Origin of the sequence: Bradyrhizobium sp. MOS002 (assembly GCF_003020115.1) — a bacterium.
Lineage (GTDB): Bacteria > Pseudomonadota > Alphaproteobacteria > Rhizobiales > Xanthobacteraceae > Bradyrhizobium.
In genome coordinates this window covers 434904-453517 of sequence record NZ_PYFX01000002.1, presented here as the reverse complement: position 1 = coordinate 453517, position 18614 = coordinate 434904, and the positions used below count along the sequence as shown (strand labels likewise).

The window sequence follows — 18614 nt, the reverse complement described above, 5'->3', positions numbered from 1 at the left end:
CTTCATGAAGATCACTAGACCACCCCAGATTCGCAGGCGCGCCATCCACCTCGGCGGCGCACTCGTCGGCATGGCGCTCGCCCTTGGCGGCTGCCAGCATGACGAAGCGGTCACGGCCTCCATTCCCGACGACTACAAGCAGCGCCATCCGATCGCGATCGAGGAGCAGAATCGCTCCATCGTCGTCTTCGTCGGCCATGCCCGCGGCGGCTTGACCGCCGCCCAGCGCGCCGACGTGATGGGCGTCGCGTCAGCCTGGATGCACGAAGGTACCGGCGCGATCCGGATCGACGTGCCGTCCGGCACGCCCAACGCGCGTCCGGTCGCGGACACCATGCGTGAAATCCAGGCAATGCTGTCGGCGGCGGGCGTTCCGCCGCGCGGCGTCGTCGCCCGCTCTTACCAGCCGGAAGACAGGCGCTTCCTGCCGCCGATCCGGCTCACCTATTCCAAGATCGCCGCGGTCGCGGGTCCCTGCGGCCTGTGGCCGGAAGACATCGGCCCTTCGATGAAGAACAAGAGCTGGTTCGAGAACAAGGAATATTACAATTACGGCTGCGCTTATCAGCGCAACCTCGCGGCGATGGTCGACAATCCGTCGGATCTCGAGCAGCCGCGGCCCGAAACGCCGTCCTACACGGCGCGGCGCACCGCCGCGTTCGAGAAGTATCGCAAGGGAATGCCGACGGCGGTCGCCTATCCTGAGGCCGACAAGGCCAAACTCAGCGACACCGGCAAATGATCAGCTACGCTCGCCAGCCCCAAGAAGAGCAGTCCGAGGCATCGCTCCCGCCGGTCGAGGAGCATATTGCGCCTGCGCCCCGCGTTTCCGTCCAGGCTTTCTGCGAGACCGTGGAAACGGCGGCCGCCGTGCAGTCGGCCGGCGAAGATCGCCGTCTCGGCAAGGCCCATCTGAAGATCCAGATGGGCGGTATGGCGGCTGCGGTCGAAGCCTACCGCTCGGCACCTACGCCGAACGTGATCGTGCTCGAAAGCGACGGCCGCAACGACCTCCTGGGCGGGCTCGACCATCTCGCGACCGTCTGCGACGCCGGCACCCGCGTGGTCGTGATCGGCCGCATCAACGACGTCATGCTCTACCGCGAGCTGGTGCGCCGCGGCGTCAGCGACTACGTGCTCGCGCCGGTCGGTGCGATCGACGTCGTGCGCTCGATCTGCAACCTGTTCTCTGCGCCGGAAGCCAAGGCCGTCGGCCGCATCATCGCCGTGGTCGGCGCCAAGGGCGGCGTCGGCGCGTCAACCATCTCCCACAACGTCGCCTGGGCGATCGCCCGCGATCTCGCGATGGACGCGGTCGTCGCCGACCTCGACCTTGCCTTCGGCACTGCCGGGCTCGACTATAACCAGGATCCGCCACAGGGTATTGCCGACGCCGTGTTCTCGCCCGATCGCGTCGATACCGCCTTCATCGATCGCCTGCTGTCGAAATGCACCGACCACCTCAGCCTGCTGGCGGCGCCGGCGACGCTCGACCGGGTCTATGATTTCGGTGCCGACGCCTTCGATGCCGTGTTCGACACGCTGCGCTCCACCATGCCCTGCATCGTGCTCGACGTTCCGCACCAATGGTCGGGCTGGACGAAACGCGCCCTGATCGGAGCGGACGACATCCTGATCGTGGCGGCGCCCGACCTCGCTAATTTGCGCAACACCAAGAACCTGTTCGATCTCCTGAAGGCCGCGCGCCCCAACGACCGTCCGCCGCTCTACTGCCTGAACCAGGTCGGCGTGCCGAAACGGCCCGAAATCGCCGCGGCGGAGTTCGCCAAGGCGATCGAGAGCCAGCCGGTCGTCTCGATCCCGTTCGAGCCGCAGATCTTCGGCTCGGCGGCCAATAACGGCCAGATGATCGCGGAGATCTCGGCCAATCATAAGTCAATCGAGATGTTCCTTCAGATCGCCCAGCGCCTGACCGGCCGCAGCGAAACGAAGAAGCAAAAGTCGTCCCTGCTTTCACCCCTGATTGAGAAGTTGCGGGGAAAATAGGTCGCCGCATGGAGTTCTTAAGTGTTCGGTAAGCGTAGCGGAACAGACACCGACCCTCGGGCCCCGAAGCCCGGTGCCGTGTCGTCAGAGCCTCCCCAGGCTTCGGCGCCCGCTGTGTCGCGCGTGCCGCCGCCGCCGGCAGTCTCCTCTCCGCCGCTTGCCCCGGCGAAGCCTGCGCCGACCATGGAAGCCCGCCGCTCGGACAATTATTACGAGGTCAAGGCGACCATTTTCGGCGCGCTGATCGAGGCCATCGACCTGGCCCAGCTCGCCAAGCTCGATTCGGAGTCCGCGCGCGAGGAAATCCGGGACATCGTCAACGAGATCATCGCGATCAAGAACATCGTGATGTCGATCGCCGAGCAGGAAGAGCTGCTCGATGACATCTGCAATGACGTCCTCGGCTATGGTCCGCTGGAGCCGCTGTTGTCGCGCGACGACATCGCCGACATCATGGTCAACGGCGCCGACACCGTCTACATCGAGGTCGCCGGCAAGATCCAACGCACCGGTATCCGCTTCCGCGACAACCAGCAGCTCCTCAACATCTGCCAGCGTATCGTCAGCCAGGTCGGCCGGCGCGTCGACGAATCCTCGCCGATCTGCGACGCGCGCCTGGCCGATGGCTCCCGCGTCAACGCCATCGTGCCCCCGCTGTCGATCGACGGCCCCACTCTCACCATCCGCAAGTTCAAGAAGGACAAGCTGACGCTCGATCAGCTCGTCAAGTTCGGCGCAATCTCACCGGAGGGCGCGGAAATCCTCCAGATCATCGGCCGCGTCCGCTGCAACGTGCTGATCTCCGGCGGTACTGGCTCGGGCAAAACCACGTTGCTCAACTGCCTGACCAACTACATCGAGCACGACGAGCGCGTCATCACCTGCGAAGACGCCGCCGAACTCCAGCTCCAGCAGCCGCACGTGGTCCGACTGGAAACCCGCCCGCCCAACATCGAGGGCGAGGGCCAGGTCACCATGCGCGAGCTGGTGCGCAACTGCCTGCGTATGCGTCCCGAGCGCATCATCGTCGGCGAAGTCCGCGGACCCGAGGCGTTCGACCTGCTCCAGGCCATGAACACCGGCCATGACGGCTCGATGGGCACGCTGCACGCCAACAATCCGCGCGAGGCGCTATCGCGCTGCGAATCCATGATCACGATGGGCGGCTTCTCCCTGCCTTCACGCACCATCCGCGAGATGATCTGCGCCTCGATCGACGTCATCGTCCAGGCCGCGCGCCTGCGCGACGGTTCGCGCCGCATCACCCACATCACAGAGGTGATGGGCATGGAAGGCGACACCATCATCACCCAGGACGTCTTCCTCTACGACATGGTCGGCGAGGACGCCAACGGCAAGATCATCGGCCGGCACCGGTCGACCGGAATCGGCCGCCCGAAATTCTGGGAACGCGCCCGCTATTACGGCGAAGAGAAGCGCCTTGCCGCGGCGCTCGACGCCGCGGAAGTGGCGCCCACGACGTGAGCAGGTCAGTGCAGCCATGAACATGCAAGTCCTTGCCCTCGCCTTCCTTGCGACCGCCGCCGTCGGCGGCCTCGCCTGGGTTTTCCTTTATCCAATGCTGTCCGGGGAACGGAAGGCCGAGAGCCGCCGCGCCTCGATCTCGCGGGCAGAGGCGCCCACGGCCCGCGCGGCCGAGAAGACGCAGCGCTCGCGCCGCGAGCAGGTCGAGACCTCGCTCAAGGATCTCGAGGCGCGGCGCCAGCAGGAGAAGAGCGTACCGCTCAGTGTTCGCCTGGCGCAGGCCGGCCTCGACTGGGCGCCGCAGAAATTCTGGATCGTGTCCGCCGTCGTGGCGGGCGTGCTGTTTGCTGTCGCCTTGTTCATCGGGGGCGGCCTACTCGGTGCCGCCGGCCTCGCTTTTGCCGGCGGCTTCGGTCTGCCCCGCTGGGCGCTGGGCTTCATGAAGAAGCGCCGCGAAGCCAAATTCCTGAAAGCCTTGCCCGACGCGGTCGACGTGATCGTCCGCGGCATCAAGGCGGGCCTCCCGCTGTTCGAATCGATCAAGGTCGTCGCCGCCGACGCGCCGGAGCCGCTACGCTCCGAGTTTCTGTCCATCATCGAAACGCAGGCGATCGGCATGCCGCTCGGCGAGGCCTGCACGCGGCTCTACGATCGGATGCCGCTGCCCGAGGCCAATTTCTTCGGCATCGTCATCTCGATCCAGCAGAAATCGGGCGGCAACCTCTCCGAAGCACTCGGCAACCTTTCCAAGGTGCTGCGCGACCGCAAAAAGATGAAAGAGAAGATCCAGGCGATGTCGATGGAAGCCAAGGCCTCGGCCGGAATCATCGGCTCGCTGCCGCCGATCGTGATGTTCCTCGTCTACCTCACAACGCCGGGATATATCTCGATGCTTTGGACTCATCCCACCGGCCAGCTCATGCTGGTCGGCTGCGTCGTCTGGATGTCGATTGGCATCATGGTGATGAAGAAGATGATCAATTTCGACTTCTGATGGTGCCTTATGGTAGAGTTCCTCGTTGCGAAACTTCATGACGTCCACTTCATGACGATGCTGCTGGCGGCCGTTGCCGCCAGCGCCACCGTCTATACCCTCGTGATGCCGCTGTTCGCCGGCGAGGGCCTTTCCAAGCGCATGAAGGCGGTGGCGAACGAACGTGAGCGCATCCGGCAGCGCGAGCGCGAGCGCCTCCACAAGAGTGAAAAAGTCTCGCTGCGCCAGACGCCGAAGCAGCTCGTCTCGAAGGTCGTCGACGACTTCAACCTGACCAAATGGCTCGCGCAGGAAGCCGCGCGGGACAAGCTCATCATGGCAGGCTATCGGGGCCACGCGCCCTACATCACCTTCCTGTTTGCCCGTCTGGTTGCCCCGATCGTGCTGTTCGTCGGTTCGGTCGTCTACGTGTTCCTGATCGCGCATATGCAGCAGTCGATGCCGATCAAGATCGGCATCTGCGTCGGTGCGGCCTATCTCGGACTTCAGGCGCCGATGCTGTTCCTCAGGAACGCGATCTCCAAGCGCCAACTCTCGATCAAGCGCGCCTTTCCCGATGCGCTCGACCTGCTCCTGATCTGCATCGAATCCGGCATGTCGATCGAGATGGCGTTCCGGAAGGTCGCGGTCGAAATCGTGGGCCAGTCGATCGCGCTGTCGGAGGAGTTCACCCTGACCACGGCCGAGTTGTCCTATTTGCAGGATCGCAAGGTCGCCTACGAGAACCTCGCGCGGCGCACCGGACTCGAGGGCGTCAAGTCGGTATGTCTCGCGCTCCAGCAGGCGGAGCGTTACGGCACCCCGCTCGGCCAATCCTTGCGGGTGATGGCGCAGGAAAATCGCGACATGCGCATGAACGAGGCCGAGAAAAAGGCAGCAGCACTGCCGCCGAAGCTGACGGTACCGATGATCCTGTTCTTCCTGCCGGTGCTGTTCGTCGTCATCCTCGGACCGACCGGTATCAAGGTCACCGAGATGCAATGACGTTAGACGCGGACCGCGCACGGTCCGCGGCTGCCTTCAAGATTGGACGATTGCGTCTGATCAGTCGGGCTGGCCGAGCGAAGCGACCGGAGTCCGCTTCGGCGTACCCCGCCTGACGTCGCTGCGGGTCAACATTTCCTTGAGATAGGCGACATTGGCCGCAGCCTGCTCCGGCGGCAGGTCGGCCTTCACGATGGTCTCGGCTTCAGCGAAGCGGCCTTGGAGACCGACGACCAGACCCAGATTTTGCCGCACCCGCGCGTTTGCGCGGGGCGAGGCATAGGCTTGCCGCAGCGCGTCTTCAGCCTTCGGTAGGTCTCTCGACAACATGTAGGACAGGCCAAGATTGGAGAGCACGCCGGGATCGCCAGGCGCGATCTTGAGCGCGCTCGCATAATAGGCGCGTGCTTCTTCGTGACGGCCCATCTGATCGAGCGCGGTCCCCTGCACCGAGAGCAGCCGCCAATCTGGGTTGTCGGGCGAATGCGCCTTCGTCAGCACGTCGAAGGCTTGCTGGAAATTGCCGTTGTCGGAGAGCGCGCGGCCGTATTGGGCCATCAGCGCCCTGTTGCCCGGATTGGCGATGGTCGCCTGCTCGAGCACGGCGGCGGCCTGGGCGCGCTGGCCGTTGGCGCGCAAGGCCTGACCGTAGGCAAGCGCCGCGTCGGCGTCCTTGGGGTTGGCACGGTAGCGCTCGCCATAGACTTCGGCAGCACGCGCCGGATCGGTGGGAGCGGCTTCCGCCCGCGGCTCGACCGAGCCCGTGACGTCGGAGAGTTTCGACATCGCCGTGCAGCCGCCGAGGCCCATGGCCACCGCCGCGACCAGCGAGGTGGACGCAAGAAGCCGGACAAGACTGAACCGTTGACGCATGACGCTTTGACTCTCGAGCTGATTGATCGAGCCGAACGCGCCAGCAATAGACTGTTAACCCTAACGGCCGGTTAATGCCTCGGACCCGCTCCCGTCACTGCGGCGCCTGCGGCGGCACCACGCCGCCGAGACCCGCATCGAGGCCGAGCGCCTTCGCCTGTTCGTTCAGGTCCCGCAGCAATTGCAGTCGTTGCCGCGTCTCGATCTCGACATCGATGCCCGGACGCGCCGCCCTCGGCAATTCGCGCCGAAGATCGTCACGATTGACCAGACGCCTCGCGTGGAGCTCGTCGAGCTGAACGTCGTCGATGCCGAGCACATTTGCGGATTGCTCGATCAACCGGCGTAGTAGCGATGTCACCACGGCCGCAGCTTCGACGTCATGCTTGCGTGCGGATCTCGAGAACTTGCTTTCGAGATCGGCCCAGGCGTGGGAGGTCACGAGATAAACGTGGAGCAAATCGGCCCAAGCCGCCTCGCCGTCGGCGTAGAAGGCGCGGCGCAGCAGGAGCCGGCGAGCGAATGCTGCGACCTGATCCCGTTTCAGCGTCGTGCATGCGTCGATCTCGATGCCCGACTGGACGGCCGGATCTCGGGAAAAATCGCGCCCAGCCGGCAGCCTGACGACGCCGTGCGGCAGGTTGGAATCGAGCGACCTGAAGACACCATCCTTGCGCGGGCGTGAGTAGCGGGCGATCGCAAAGCGATACTCGGTGCGGCCACCATGGGACATCGGGCCGAAATGGATGACGTTGAACCCGGCGTCGTCACCGGCCTGCCCGGTCGATGATGGACAGGACAAGACGTAGATCGTGCGCCAGAATGTTTCATCGCTCTCGCTCGACGTGGCGCGCGGATCGGGAATCGAATAGCGCGTCAGTCCTTCGACATGCCGGTGTCCGTGCAGAACCAGATCGACGTTGAGCGACGTCGCTGCTTCGAGAAAGGTTGCGGGCGCGGCGAGATACATCAACGGTTCGTCGGGCACTCCGAGAAACCGCTTTCCCTCTCCGGTCGCCTGCGGCAGTGGATGATGGTGCAGCGCCAGCACACGCACGAGGTTTTCCGCCGGCTCGGCATAATCGGCGCGGCCGCCCGCCCCGAGGCTGCCCGCGAGCTCGACGCTCAGCCGCGCGGAATCCGAAACCATGGCGTTATAGGCGCTCTGGTCGATGTTGTTGCTCGCGAGCGTCGTGAGGCTCGCGCGGTTGGAATCCAGCAGCACCAGATCGAGGCCGGCCTGACGGTAGTAGACGCTCTTCGAGGTCCGCGGCAAATGCAGGTAATCATAGACATCGTGGCGGCCTGCACGCTGGCTCGGGCGCTTGACGTCGTGATTGCCGGCAATTGCCTGGATGTCGGTGAACAGCCCGGTCTGCCGGAAGGACGCAATGACGGCGAGCGCTTCGTCGAGCGCAGGTGGCGTCGGGTCGTCCACGAGATCGCCGGTGATCAGCAGGATGCGATCGGGAATGTCCGCGAAGTCCGCCATCCTCTCGCGAATTGCGGCATTGAGCGTCTCGATCGTCGCAAGCAGCCGACCCGACCCGTCCAGATGCAGGTCGGAAATCTGTACGATGACGAACGATCTATCCATTTTGCGCCGCTCATTTGCGAATGCCGCGCCGCCCGAACGATGAGAAAAATGCCTTCGACGATCAGGTTCAGTCCGGTATCAATCCGAGCCATGATGAGCCGGGGTAAAAATCGACCGCATGCCCCGTTGTTGCGCTCGGTGCGTGCAGAACCGCACGGCACAATCTAAAATATTGGTCAATAATGCCACAACCGCAGCGCTAGTAAAGCCCTGCGGCCGCTCGTGTGAACCGCGGTCCTTGGCATGAGATACGGGGCCCGCCCGATGACGGTTTCGCTCACCCCTCAATATTCGATGGCGAGCCGCTTGCGGATTTCGTCAATGCGCTTGTCCAGTGCATCGAACCGCGCGTGAACGGAGCGGTCGTGGAGATAGAAGACGTAACCGCCGGCAAGGAACGCGAATATCCAATGATGATGCTCGACATAGCCAAAAATCGCCTCGACCGCCTGGCCGATGAATGTGACCACGCTCCACACGAATTCCATTGCATTTCCTCCCGGCCGGCTTTGTCGTCGGCCGCCGGAGATCTCCGCAGCTGACGGCCGTTGCCGGAACCTAGCATGGCCCCCTTGCTGCGAGTAGCGGATCGCTGAACGGTGGCAGCAATGCTGATTGCAGCGGCGGCAAAACTCTGCGAAATCTCGTCCGTTCGTATGACCTGCTCGATCCGACGATCCGGACCCGCCAATGCCTTCTGTCTTCGAGACGTCGCCTACCGCCATCCCGATCACCTTCGTCACCAAGTCGAGCTGGGATCAGGTCGCCGAGCGGCTGCCGGCGGCGCAACGCCAGTTCGCCGCTGCGAGCGCTTTTACCGCAAAGCCGGGCGGCTATCTCGTGCTGCCCGCGCCCGATGGCGCGATCGCGCAAGTGCTGTTCGGGCTCGAGGACGAAGGCGCAAGATCGCGCGACCTGTTCCGACCGGGCGCCCTGCCCGGCCTGCTGCCGCCGGGCATCTATCGCTTCGCCAATGCGCCGCACGATGCACGGCTCGCCGCACTCGCCTTCGCGCTCGGCAGCTACCGCTTCGCCCGCTACCGCAAGGCCGATCGCCCCGAGGTCCGCCTCGTGCCGCCCGACGGCGTCGATGCGACCGAGATCAACCGCATGGCAGACGCCGCCATGCTGGCGCGCGACCTCATCAACACGCCGGCCAACGACATGGGGCCGGAGGAGCTGGCCGCAGCCGCGCAAGATCTCGCCGCCGAATTCGGAGCAAGCTTTGCTTGCACCATCGGTGATGACTTGAAGACGGATTTTCCGCTGATCCACGCCGTCGGCATGGCATCTAGCCGCGCGCCGCGGCTGATCGACATCGGCTGGGGCGACCCCGCTCATCCCAAGGTGACGCTGGTCGGCAAGGGCGTCTGCTTCGATACGGGCGGCCTCGACCTGAAGCCTTCGAGCGGCATGCTGATCATGAAGAAGGACATGGGGGGCGCCGCCAACGTGCTGGCGCTGGCGCGCATGGTAATGGATGCGAAGCTGAAGTTGCGGCTGCGGGTGCTGATTCCGGCCGTGGAGAACGCGGTCGCGGGCAATGCCTTCCGCCCGCTCGACATCTTCACCTCGCGCAAGGGCATCACGGTTGAGATCGGCAATACGGACGCGGAGGGCCGGCTGGTGCTCGCCGACGCGCTGGCGCTGGCGGACGAGGAAAAGCCGGACCTGCTGATCGATCTCGGCACGCTGACGGGAGCGGCACGCGTCGCGCTGGGGCCGGATTTACCGCCCTTTTACACCAATGATGAGACGCTTGCCGCCGACGTCGCACGATGCGCGGCGAAGGAGAACGATTCGCTGTGGCGCATGCCGCTGTGGCCGCCTTACGATGCGTGGCTGGACTCCAAGACGGCCACCATCACCAACGCACCGTCCGGCGGCTTTGCCGGCTCGATCATCTGCGCGCTGTTCCTGCAACGCTTCGTCGAACAGGCCAGGAGCTGGCTGCATGTCGACATCTACGGCTGGACGCCGTCGGCGAAGCCCGCACGCCCCGAGGGCGGCGAATGCCAGGCCGCGCGCGCGATCTACACATTGCTGAGCGAGCGCTATGCCTGATCCAGGACGAGATCCAGGATACGATTTGAGGCTGACGCCGGCGCGGAGCGACCTCGCCGCGAAATATCTCGAAGGCAAGGTGCAGGCGGATCGTTTCGTCACGGGCGAGGAATTCGAGATAGCCGAGGCGATCGCGTCTGTGCGCGAGCAGCCGACGTCGAACGCGATGCTCATGACACAAGCGTTGCGCGGCGAGCGCGTCACGGTCTACGACCGCAACGGCGAAGGCTGGGCCTGGGGTCAGCTTTCCGGTGACGGCTATGTCGGCTGGCTGCCGGATGCAGCGCTCATGAAGCCCTTGGCTGCCCCGACCCATATGGTCGGTGCGCTACGAACCTTTGCCTTCCCCGGTCCCTCGATCAAACTGCCGCCGGCTGACACGCTGGTGTTGGGGTCGAAGATCGCGGTTGCACGCGAGGACGGCGCCTTCGCCGTGACGCGCCACGGACAATATCTGCCTAAGGCTCATCTCGTCCCGCTCGGTCATCGCGAGCCTGATTTCGTCAGCGTCGCCGAGCGTTTCGTCGGCACGCCCTATCTCTGGGGTGGCAAGAGCAGCCTTGGCGTCGATTGCTCCGGCCTCGTCCAGGTCTCACTGACATCGGCGGGCATCGGCTGCCCGCGCGACAGCGACATGCAGCAGGCCGGGCTCGGCCGCGCGTTGGAGCCGCATGAGCAGAGCAGCTTGCTGCGCGGCGATCTCATTTTCTGGAAGGGGCATGTCGCCATCGTCCGCGATGGCAGCACCATGGTTCACGCCAATGCGCATCACATGGCAACGGTGATCGAGCCGGTCGGACCGGCGATTGCGCGGATCAAGCAAGCCGGCAGCGAGGTCACCGCGATCAAGCGGCTCTGACGGACGCTATGTCGCCGCCGACCCGTTCCCCGCCGTCTCCAGCCGGAACGCCGCCGCAAACAGCGCGCGCGTGTAATCCGTCTTCGGGTTCTTGAAGAGCTCGGCGGCTTGGCCTTCCTCGACCACCTTGCCGCCGCGCATCACGATCAGATGGCTTGCGAGCGAGGCGACGACGCGGAGATCGTGCGAGATGAACATGTAGGTGAGATCGCGCCGGCGCTGCAATTCACGCAGCAGATCGACCATCTGCGCCTGAATCAGCATGTCGAGCGCACTGGTCGGCTCGTCCAGCACGACAAAATCCGGCTCCAGCACCACCGCCCGGGCGATGCTGATGCGCTGGCGCTGGCCGCCCGAGAATTCATGCGGATAACGATGGCGAGTATCCGGCTTCAGTCCGACGTCCTCGAGCGCCTTGACGACGCGCTCCTCACGCTCGCCGCGCGAAAGCTGCGGCTGATGCACGGTGAGGCCTTCGGCGACGATGTCGGCGACCGACATGCGCGGGCTGAGCGAGCCGAACGGGTCCTGGAACACGATCTGCATGTCGCGCCGGAACGGCCGCATCTCCTTGAAGCGAAGGCCCTGGATATCTTTTCCCAGGAACACGATGCGCCCGTTCGAGGAGATCAGCCGCAGCAATGCGAGCCCCAGCGTGGTCTTGCCCGAGCCGGACTCGCCGACAACGCCGAGCGTCTCGCCCTTGCGCACGGCGATGCTGACGCCGTCGACCGCCTTGATGTGACCGACCGTCTTGCGCATCAACCCGCGCTTGATCGGGAACCAGACCTTCAGGTCGTCGGCCGACATCACCACCGGCGCATTCGGCTGCGGTGGCGCTGGATCCGGCTTCGGTTCCGCGGCGAGCAGGTCACGCGTATAGGGATGCTTCGGGCTCTTGAAGACCTGCTCGACCGGCCCCTGCTCGACGATCTCGCCGCCCTTCATGACGCAGACCTGGTCGGCGATGCGGCGCACGATGCCGAGATCGTGGGTGATGAAGAGCAGGCTCATGCCGAGCCGGCCGCGGATCTCTGCGAGCAGCGTCAGGATCTGCGCCTGCACGGTGACGTCGAGCGCCGTAGTCGGCTCGTCCGCGATCAGGAGGTCCGGCTCGTTGGCGAGCGCCATCGCGATCATCACGCGCTGGCGCTGGCCGCCGGAGAGCTGGTGCGGATAGCTCTTCAGCCGCGTTTCAGGCTCGGGAATGCCGACCTGCGTCAGCAATTCCAGCGTACGCCTGCGCGCCTCGGCATTGCTGGTCGGATTGTGTAGCTGGATGATCTCGCCGATCTGCGCCTCGATCGTGTGCAATGGATTGAGCGAGGTCATCGGCTCCTGGAAGATGATGGAGATGTCGCTGCCGCGAATCTCCCGCATCTCCTGCTCCGTCCGGTCGATCAGTTCCTGTCCCTTGAAGTGGATGCTGCCCGAGGGATGCGAGGCATTCGGATAGGGCAAGAGCTTGAGGATCGAGAGCGCGCTGACCGACTTGCCGGAACCGGACTCGCCGACCAGCGCCAGGCACTCGCCGCGCCTGATCTGGAACGAGACCTTGTCGACGGCGAGCGTGGTGGCGCCGCCCTGGTGGAAGGCCACCGAGAGCTCGCGCACGCTGAGCAGGGGCTGGTTGATCGCGTCCATTGGCTTACCTGAACGTCTTGCGTGGATCGAAGGCGTCGCGCACGGCCTCGCCGATGAAGATCAAGAGCGACAGCATGATTGCGACCGAGAAGAAGCCGGAGAAACCGAGCCAGGGCGCCTGCACGTTGGACTTGCCCTGCGACAGCAGCTCGCCGAGCGACGGCGAGCCGGGCGGCAGTCCGAACCCCAGGAAGTCGAGCGCCGTCAGCGTCATCACCGAACTCGACACGATGAACGGCAGGAATGTCATGGTCGCGACCATCGCGTTCGGCAACAGATGCCGGAACATGATGACCTTGTTCGACACGCCGAGCGCACGTGCCGCCTGGATGTACTCGAAATTGCGCCCGCGCAGGAATTCCGCGCGCACGAGTCCGACCAGCGACACCCAGGAAAACAACAGCAGGATGCCGAGAAGCACGAAGAAACCTGGCACGAGCACCGACGACAGGATCAGCAACAGATAGAGCGAAGGGATGGCGGTCCATATTTCGATGAAACGCTGGAACAACAGGTCGATCCAGCCGCCGAAATAGCCCTGTACCGCGCCGGCCGCGATGCCGACGACGGAGGAGACGATGGTCAGGCAGAGGCCGAACAGCACCGAGATGCGGAAGCCGTAGATCAGCCGCGCCACCACGTCGCGGCCCTGATCGTCGGTGCCGAGCCAGTTGTATTCGAGATCGCGGCAGCTCTTGAGGCCTTTCTTCTCGACCACAGGCTTGCACTGCGCTTCCGTCAACATCCAGGTCGGCCGCGACGGCGCCGGCGTCGGCAGATCGAGATTGTGGGTGTCGTAGGAATAGCGGATCAGCGGCCAGACGATGCTGCCGCCCTTCTCTCTGATCAGCTTCTGCAAATAGGGATCGCGATAGTCGGCCGCCGTTTCGAAGTCGCCGCCGAAAGTGGTTTCCGAATAGGTGACGACGGACGGCCAATAGAGGTGGCCATCATACTTGATCAGGAACGGCCGGTCGTTGGCGATCAGCTCGGCGAACAGCGACACCACAAACAGGATCATGAAGATCCAGAACGACCAATAGCCGCGCCGGTTCGCCTTGAAATTCTGCCAGCGCCGCCTGTTGAGCGGCGACGGCACGAACGGTTTGCGCGTGATCGGCACGGCATCGCCGAGCGGCGACTTCGCAGTGGTTTCGATCGGCGTGGTAGGGGCGGCCAGTGTCATCAGACCTCCCGCGCCTCGAAATCGATCCGCGGATCGATCCACATATAGGTCAGGTCAGAGATCAGGTTGATGACGAGGCCGACGAGCGAGAAGATGAAGAGCGTACCGAACACCACGGGGTAGTCGCGATTGAGAACGCTCTCGAAACTGAGCAGCCCCAGCCCGTCCAGCGAGAAGATCGTCTCGATCAGAAGCGAGCCCGAGAAGAAGGCGTGAATGAAGGTGCTGGGGAAGCCGGCGATGACAATCAGCATCGCGTTGCGGAAGACGTGACCATAGAGTACCCGATTTTCGCTGCAGCCTTTCGCGCGTGCGGTCATCACGTATTGCTTGCGGATCTCGTCCAGAAACGAGTTCTTGGTCAGGAACGTCATGGTGGTGAACGCACCGAGCCCCATGGCGATCAGCGGCAGCGTCAAATGCCAGAAGTAATCGATGATCTTCCAGTACCACGGAAACTGCGACCAGCCGTCCGACGTCAGTCCGCGCAGCGGGAACCAGTTGAAGAACGAACCGCCGGCAAACAGGATGATCAGGAGGATCGCGAACAGGAAGCCGGGAATGGCATAGCCGAGCACGAGCACGCTCGACGTCCAGGTGTCGAACCGCGTCCCGTCCCTGACCGCCTTGCGGATGCCGAGCGGAATCGAGATCAGATAGGTCAGCAGCGTCAGCCAGATGCCGAGCGAGATCGAGACCGGCAACTTCTCCTTGACGAGCTGCAGGACACTGACGTCGCGAAAATAGCTCTTGCCGAAGTCGAAGCGGGCGAAGTTCCAGACCATCAGCGCGAAGCGCTCCGGGGCCGGCTTGTCGAATCCGAATTGCACTTCCAGCTTCTTGATGAAATCGGGATCGAGGCCCTGCGCGCCGCGATACTTCGAATTGATGGCATCGCCGCCGGCGCCCAACTGCCCCGGGGCGCGCTGCGCAAAGTCGCTGCCGCCCGAAATGCGCGAGGTTCCGCCGGTGTCGGCGCCCGAGAGCTGCGCGATCACACGCTCGACAGGGCCGCCCGGCGCGAACTGCACGACGATGAAGGAGACGAAGAGTATCCCCAGCAAGGTCGGGATCATCAGCAGGATGCGGCGGGCGATATAGGCGCTCATGGCTGTTTCGCCTGCTCGAGCTTCGCGGCCTTGCCGCCATCGTACCACCAGATGTCGGGAGCGCCGACGCCGTTGGCATAACGCGGCGGCTTCTGCGGACGGCCGAATTGGTCCCAATAAGCAAGCCGGTGCGTCTTGTTATACCAGTGCGGCACCCAATAACGGCCGGCCCGGAACAGGCGATCGAAGGCGCGGCAGGCGACGGTCAGTTCCTCGCGGTTGTCGGCCGCCATGATCTTCTCGATTATGGCATCGATGGCCGGATTGGCGACGCCCGCGAGATTGTACGAGCCCTTGGTTGCGGCGACCTGCGATGAGAAGAACGAGCGCATGGCGTCACCCGGCGTTGCCGACATGCTGAAGCGCTGGGTCGTCATATCGAAGTCGAAATCTTCCTGGCGCACCTTGTATTGCACGGCATCGACAAGGCGCACGCTCGCTTCGATGCCGAGCGTCGCGAGATTCTTGATGTAGGGCCCATGGTGCGGCTGGAACGAAGGCTCGTCCAACAGGAATTCGATCCTGAAGATCTCGCCGTTCGGCAGCATCCGCTTGCCGTCCTTGATCGGCAGGCCGGCGTCGCTGAGCAATTGCTGCGCCCTGCGCAACAGGCTGCGGTCCTGACCGGAACCGTCCGAGACCGGCGGCGTGAACGGTGCGGCGAACACCTCGTCGGGAACCTGGCCGCGAAACGGCTCCAGCAGCTTCAGTTCTTCCGGCGGCGGAGGCCCGTCGCTCGCCATGAGGTCCGAGTTCTGAAACGGCGACACCGTGCGGGCATATGCGCCGTACATGATGGTCTTGTTGGTCCACTCGAAGTCGAAGGCGTCGATCAGTGCCTCCCGCACGCGAGGATCCCTGAACTTGTCGCGCCGCGTGTTGATGAACCATCCTTGCGCCCCGGAGGGCGTGTCGTCGGGCACGACCTCCATCTTGACGCGACCGTCCTTCACTGCGGGGAAGTCATAGCGCGTCGCCCAAATACGAGCCGTGAACTCCTCGCGGTAGAGATAGTTCTTGCCGGTAAAACCTTCAAAAGCGACATCCCGGTCGCGATAGAATTCGTAGCGCACGACGTCGAAATTGTAGCTGCCGCGGCAAGGGGGCAGGTCGGCAGCCCACCAATCCCTGACGCGCTCGTATTCGATGTAGCGATTGACCTCGAACTTGCCGACCTTGTACGGGCCCGAGCCCAAAGGAATATCGAGCGACGTTTCGTCGAACGGACGGGAGGCATAGTAGGCTTTCGAGAAGATCGGCAGGCTCGCGACATAGAGCGGCACGTCGCGCGCACGTCCCTTGGCGAAGGTCACGACCAGTGTCGCATCGTCAACGGCTTCCGCGCTGACCATGTCGCGCATCTGCACGATGATCAGCGGATGGCCCTTGGCCTTCAGCGACGTCAACGAAAACGCCGCGTCGTGCGCGGTGAGCTTGGTGCCGTCGTGGAATTTCGCCTCGGGCCGCATCGTGAAACGATAGACCAGCCCGTCTGCCGATATATTTACAGACTTGGCGGCAAGCCCGTACATCCCGTCCGGCTCATCATTGGCGCGCAGCATCAGCGGCGCAAAGGTCATGTCCATGCCCTGCGCGCCATCGCCTTTGAGGATGAAGGCATTGAGCGAGTTGAAGGTCTGGTAGGACTGGTTGTAGGCCCGCACCGACGGGATCAGCGAGAAAGTGCCGCCCTTCGGCGCATCGACATTGACGTAGTCGAAGTGGTGGAAATCAGCGGGATATTTGAGGTCGCCGAAGGCCGACATGCCGTGGGCCTCGGCAGGCATCTCGGACGCTGCAGCGCCCCGGAGCCAGGCGGCGCTGACCGCGCCACCGGCACCCAAGGCCAGCACATGCCGGCGTGAAAGCTGCGCCATGCGAGAAATGCCCCTCACGACTTCTTCGCGATCCGCGCCGCTTTTTCCGCGTCGTACCACCAGATGAACGGGAAGCCGGACTGGCCGTATTTGGGCAATTCCGCCGGTCGACCGAAACGATCCCAGCGCGCGGTGCGCACCTTCGTATAAGTCCACTGCGGCACGACGTAGTGATTCCACAGCAGCACGCGGTCGAGTGCCTTGGTTGCCGCGACGAGATCGTCGCGCCCCTTGGCGTAGATCACCCGCTCGATCAGCTTGTCGACCGCCGGGTTCTTGATGCCGGTAATATTGCGTGAACCGGCGATGTCGGCCGTCTTCGAGGACCAGAATTCGCGCTGCTCGTTACCAGGCGACTGCGACTCGCCCCAGGAGTTAGTGACGATGTCGAAATCCCACTCGCGAGTCCTGTTCTCGTATTGGGTCGGATCGACCGTCCGCACGCTGACGGCAATGCCGAGCCGTTCCAGCGACGGCTTGTAGAACAGCGTGATCCGTTCGAAGCTCGGATCTGAGTTCAGCAATTCCAGGGAGAACTGGGCACCGGTCTTGACGTCGATCAGCTTGCGGTCGCGCACTTCGTAGCCGGCTTCCTTGAACAGGCGCAGCGCCTCGCGCAGATTGTCGCGCACGGCTTCCGGACTGCCGCCGACCGGATTGGTATAGGCCGTGGTGAAGACTTCGGGCGGGACTTCGGCGCGCACGGTCTCGAGGATCTCGAGCTCTTTTCCCTGCGGCAAACCGTTCGCCATCAGCTCGTCGATGCCATCGAAATAGCTACTGACGCGCTTGTACTGGCCGTAGAAGATCTGCTTGTTCATTTCCTCGAAGTCGAACGCGTAATTGAGCGCGCGTCGCACGCGCGGATCTTTGAACTTGGCACGGCGCAGGTTTGGCACGAAGGCCTGCATGACTCCCGAGCTTCGATTGGCGAACTCCTCGAGGAGGACGCGCTTTTCGGTGACAGCCGGGAAGTCGTAGGCCGTTGCCCAGTTCTTCGCGCTGTTCTCGGTGCGCCAATCGACCTGATCGGCCTTGAAAGCCTCGATCGCCACTGTGGCGTCACGGAAATACTCGTAGCGCAGTTCGTCGAAATTATTACGGCCCACATTGGCCGCGAGGTCGCGCCCCCAATAATCCTTGACGCGCTCCAGCGCGATCGACCGTCCGGCAACGAATTCCTTGACCCTGTAGGGGCCCGAACCCAGCGGCACTTCGAGTGTGGTGGCAGAGACATCGCGCTTGCGGCCCTGCGCATCCGTGCCCTCCCACCAATGCTTCGGCAGGACCGTGAGCTGCCCGACGATCTGCGGCAATTCGCGGTTGCCCGGCGCATCGAACACGAACTTCACCTCGCGCTCGCCGACCTTCTCGGCCTTCGTCACATGGCTGTAATAGGCCGAGTATTGCGGGTGGTGCTTCTTGAAGGAATCGAGCGAGAAGATCACGTCGTCTGCGGTTACAGGCTTGCCGTCATGCCATTTGGCTTGCGACCGCAAGCGGTAAGTCACGAAGGAGAAATCGTCCGGATGGCTGACGGCCTCGGCCAGCGCGCCGTACTCGGTCGAGACTTCGTCGAGCGAGGCCGTCGTGAGGGATTCGTAGATGAATGCCACGGCACCGGCGACCTGCCCCTTCACACCGGAGACGACGATGTTGAAATTGTCGAATGTGCCGACGGCGATCTGGCGCGCGACGCCGCCTTTGGGCGCTTCCGGATTGACGTAGTCGAAGCGCTTGAAGTCCGCGGGATACTTGACCTGTCCGAACAGCGACAGCGCGTGCCGCCAGGTGAGTTCGCTGGCGGATTGCGCGTGTGCCGCGCCGACGACGGGAAGGCCCCCTACGGAACCAAGGGCGGGGAGCGCTGCGGCAGCGGTGCCAGTGAGCAGGAGATCGCGTCGGGTAATGGCCAAATCAACATTCCTGTCTTGA

At 63.8% G+C, this 18614-nt stretch carries 15 protein-coding genes; 7 read left to right on the top strand and 8 right to left on the bottom strand.

Annotated elements, in window-relative coordinates:
• Positions 1-4: 4 nt before the first annotated feature.
• Genes C7G41_RS06765 through C7G41_RS06745 form a run of 5 tightly spaced genes read left to right on the top strand, consistent with a single transcriptional unit; the run spans position 5 to position 5470 of the window.
• On the top strand, positions 5-742 hold the full coding sequence (locus C7G41_RS06765) for a CpaD family pilus assembly protein (protein ID WP_106941832.1): 738 nt from the start codon (positions 5-7) through the stop codon (positions 740-742).
• Positions 739-2007, top strand: a complete 1269-nt coding sequence (locus C7G41_RS06760; protein WP_106941831.1) for an AAA family ATPase — start codon at positions 739-741, stop codon at positions 2005-2007. The genes C7G41_RS06765 and C7G41_RS06760 overlap by 4 nt, the downstream gene beginning before the upstream one ends.
• Positions 2008-2028: 21 nt before the next feature.
• Positions 2029-3492, top strand: a complete 1464-nt coding sequence (locus C7G41_RS06755; protein WP_106941830.1) for a CpaF family protein — start codon at positions 2029-2031, stop codon at positions 3490-3492.
• A 16-nt stretch (positions 3493-3508) separates the two neighbouring features.
• Entirely contained in the window at positions 3509-4486 is a 978-nt protein-coding gene (locus tag C7G41_RS06750; RefSeq protein ID WP_106941829.1) for a type II secretion system F family protein, read from the top strand.
• 9 nt (positions 4487-4495) lie between these two features.
• The gene (locus C7G41_RS06745; RefSeq protein WP_106941828.1) at positions 4496-5470 is read left to right on the top strand and encodes a type II secretion system F family protein; all 975 of its coding nucleotides are present in this window, start codon (positions 4496-4498) and stop codon (positions 5468-5470) included.
• Between the two features lie 60 nt (positions 5471-5530).
• Here the strand turns inward: C7G41_RS06745 and C7G41_RS06740 are convergent, their stop codons facing one another.
• The 3 genes from C7G41_RS06740 to C7G41_RS06730 form a co-directional block, all read right to left on the bottom strand.
• Positions 5531-6343 carry a tetratricopeptide repeat protein gene (locus C7G41_RS06740; protein ID WP_106941827.1) on the bottom strand — a complete coding sequence of 271 codons (813 nt, stop codon included), beginning with the start codon at positions 6341-6343 and terminating at the stop codon, positions 5531-5533.
• 94 nt (positions 6344-6437) lie between these two features.
• The gene (locus tag C7G41_RS06735) at positions 6438-7940 is read right to left on the bottom strand and encodes a metallophosphoesterase (protein ID WP_106941826.1); all 1503 of its coding nucleotides are present in this window, start codon (positions 7938-7940) and stop codon (positions 6438-6440) included.
• Positions 7941-8224: 284 nt separating this feature from the next.
• On the bottom strand, positions 8225-8428 hold the full coding sequence (locus C7G41_RS06730) for a hypothetical protein (RefSeq protein ID WP_018454690.1): 204 nt from the start codon (positions 8426-8428) through the stop codon (positions 8225-8227).
• A 202-nt stretch (positions 8429-8630) separates the two neighbouring features.
• On the opposite strand from C7G41_RS06730, the gene C7G41_RS06725 reads away from it, so the two are divergent.
• Positions 8631-10004, top strand: coding sequence for a M17 family metallopeptidase (locus C7G41_RS06725; protein ID WP_106941825.1), 1374 nt, complete (start codon positions 8631-8633; stop codon positions 10002-10004).
• Complete coding sequence (locus C7G41_RS06720) at positions 9997-10863, top strand: NlpC/P60 family protein (RefSeq protein ID WP_106941824.1); 867 nt, start codon at positions 9997-9999, stop codon at positions 10861-10863. The genes C7G41_RS06725 and C7G41_RS06720 overlap by 8 nt, the downstream gene beginning before the upstream one ends.
• A gap of 6 nt (positions 10864-10869) precedes the next feature.
• Here C7G41_RS06720 and C7G41_RS06715 read toward each other — a convergent pair whose 3' ends face one another.
• From C7G41_RS06715 to C7G41_RS06695, 5 genes are read right to left on the bottom strand one after another with little or no spacing between them, the layout of a single operon-like run.
• Positions 10870-12507 carry an ABC transporter ATP-binding protein gene (locus C7G41_RS06715; RefSeq protein WP_106941823.1) on the bottom strand — a complete coding sequence of 546 codons (1638 nt, stop codon included), beginning with the start codon at positions 12505-12507 and terminating at the stop codon, positions 10870-10872.
• A gap of 4 nt (positions 12508-12511) precedes the next feature.
• A complete protein-coding gene (locus C7G41_RS06710; RefSeq protein WP_106941822.1) occupies positions 12512-13693 on the bottom strand; it encodes an ABC transporter permease in 1182 nt (393 codons plus the stop codon).
• Positions 13693-14802 carry a microcin C ABC transporter permease YejB gene (locus tag C7G41_RS06705; protein WP_007605353.1) on the bottom strand — a complete coding sequence of 370 codons (1110 nt, stop codon included), beginning with the start codon at positions 14800-14802 and terminating at the stop codon, positions 13693-13695. Before C7G41_RS06705 ends, C7G41_RS06710 begins: the two co-directional genes overlap by 1 nt.
• Complete coding sequence (locus C7G41_RS06700; RefSeq protein ID WP_106941821.1) at positions 14799-16679, bottom strand: extracellular solute-binding protein; 1881 nt, start codon at positions 16677-16679, stop codon at positions 14799-14801. Before C7G41_RS06700 ends, C7G41_RS06705 begins: the two co-directional genes overlap by 4 nt.
• Before the next feature lie 14 nt (positions 16680-16693).
• Positions 16694-18595: an extracellular solute-binding protein gene (locus C7G41_RS06695; protein ID WP_106941820.1), complete on the bottom strand. Its 1902-nt coding sequence runs from the start codon at positions 18593-18595 to the stop codon at positions 16694-16696.
• Positions 18596-18614: the final 19 nt, after the last annotated feature.

Excerpts from the sequence above, each read along its gene's own strand:
- C7G41_RS06730 (WP_018454690.1), bottom strand. The coding sequence starts at position 8,428 with ATGGAATTCGTGTGGAGCGTGGTCACATTCATCGGCCAGGCGGTCGAG.
- C7G41_RS06745 (WP_106941828.1), top strand. The coding sequence starts at position 4,496 with ATGGTAGAGTTCCTCGTTGCGAAACTTCATGACGTCCACTTCATGACG.
- C7G41_RS06715 (WP_106941823.1), bottom strand. The coding sequence starts at position 12,507 with ATGGACGCGATCAACCAGCCCCTGCTCAGCGTGCGCGAGCTCTCGGTG.
- C7G41_RS06740 (WP_106941827.1), bottom strand. The coding sequence starts at position 6,343 with ATGCGTCAACGGTTCAGTCTTGTCCGGCTTCTTGCGTCCACCTCGCTG.
- C7G41_RS06720 (WP_106941824.1), top strand. The coding sequence starts at position 9,997 with ATGCCTGATCCAGGACGAGATCCAGGATACGATTTGAGGCTGACGCCG.
- C7G41_RS06735 (WP_106941826.1), bottom strand. The coding sequence starts at position 7,940 with ATGGATAGATCGTTCGTCATCGTACAGATTTCCGACCTGCATCTGGAC.
- C7G41_RS06710 (WP_106941822.1), bottom strand. The coding sequence starts at position 13,693 with ATGACACTGGCCGCCCCTACCACGCCGATCGAAACCACTGCGAAGTCG.
- C7G41_RS06760 (WP_106941831.1), top strand. The coding sequence starts at position 739 with ATGATCAGCTACGCTCGCCAGCCCCAAGAAGAGCAGTCCGAGGCATCG.
- C7G41_RS06705 (WP_007605353.1), bottom strand. The coding sequence starts at position 14,802 with ATGAGCGCCTATATCGCCCGCCGCATCCTGCTGATGATCCCGACCTTG.
- C7G41_RS06725 (WP_106941825.1), top strand. The coding sequence starts at position 8,631 with ATGCCTTCTGTCTTCGAGACGTCGCCTACCGCCATCCCGATCACCTTC.
- C7G41_RS06765 (WP_106941832.1), top strand. The coding sequence starts at position 5 with ATGAAGATCACTAGACCACCCCAGATTCGCAGGCGCGCCATCCACCTC.
- C7G41_RS06700 (WP_106941821.1), bottom strand. The coding sequence starts at position 16,679 with ATGGCGCAGCTTTCACGCCGGCATGTGCTGGCCTTGGGTGCCGGTGGC.
- C7G41_RS06750 (WP_106941829.1), top strand. The coding sequence starts at position 3,509 with ATGAACATGCAAGTCCTTGCCCTCGCCTTCCTTGCGACCGCCGCCGTC.